We start from the raw sequence: 1,084 nt of genomic DNA, 5'->3' as shown, positions 1-1,084 counted from the left end.
TCACGTGCCGCCGCATCTCTCTGGTCCAGTGGACGCTGCCGCCACCAACCTGTCTGGTCGCCAGGGTAGCCAGGATCCCAAGCCTCCTGGCGGCGGCGGCCGCACAGTTGGCGCTGCCGCGATCGCGCAAGTGGCCGCCCGGCGGGCAAAGAGGATTCTCCAGTGAGCCTCCGTCGGCCGCAATGGCCTCCGCCAGTTTGCTTCTTGACCACCTCCTGAAGACGACCTGGCCGTGGCCTCGATAGGCGGCCCTGCTTTCCTCGGCAACGCCCAAGGCATCAAGGAGGCCCTCCTCGTACGCGCGCGACCAGTTCCGCCACAAAGCCTCCGTGTCGCGCCGCCTGGCGTTGCCGTCAAGGAGCTGACAAGCGTCGCGCATGCGCTGTTCAATGGCGGCCCGTGCCGCCGCCTCCCAGGCTCCCCCGTCGTCGCCAGCAGCGGCTGATGGGGTCAAGGCCTTCGGCTTGCAATGCCTCCACACCTCAGCCCGGGGAGCGCTCGGATGGAGTGCTGCGTAGAGAATGGTGTGCACGTCAATCTGCCCGAAGGGACCTCGTCGAAAAGCACGCATGTCGGGCAAGGCCTGCGCGTTGCAGAGCATGTAGTCCCTTCTGTGGTCTTGTCTTGAGCCGTGCCCCCGGCACGTAGGGAGATTGACCCCGTCGCCATCGAGGTCCCAGTGCTGGACACTGCCCATGTCCCAGAGCTCGCCATCGCTGAGGGCCTCTTCCAGCTCGGCGAAATTGTGGATGTCGCCGTTCAGATCCATGGAGATGATGACGGGGTAGCTGTTGACGGCCCGTAGCTCTATCCGCATGGCCCGGAGCAGGCTGTTGGTTCGGTCACGCAGGGGCCCCCGCTCGTTTCCTCCACTCCAGCAGTAGACGGACATGAGGACGGCTTCGTATCCCTTGGCAGTGTCGACTCTCGCCATGAAAAACCGGCCCTGTTGCCTGGCTTGTCTCCCCTCTTCTGAGATGTAGGCGAGCTCCTGGCATCGCCCCGGCTTCTTGACAAGGATGCCCACTCCAGAGTGGTCAGACTCATCCAGGGGCCCGGCGAGAAGTTCGTAGCCATGCTTGGC

General features: G+C 64.7%; 1 protein-coding gene. It reads right to left on the bottom strand.

Annotated elements, in window-relative coordinates; translation table 11 throughout:
• Nucleotides 1-1,084 (bottom strand): hypothetical protein (locus ABWQ00_RS16270; protein WP_353239704.1); only part of this gene is annotated, 1,084 nt, incomplete at both ends.

The organism is Limnohabitans sp., from assembly GCF_040400975.1.
Lineage (GTDB): Bacteria > Pseudomonadota > Gammaproteobacteria > Burkholderiales > Burkholderiaceae_C > Limnohabitans_A.
The sequence above is the reverse complement of the archived record's forward strand: the minus strand, read 5'-3'. Positions and strand labels throughout refer to the sequence as shown.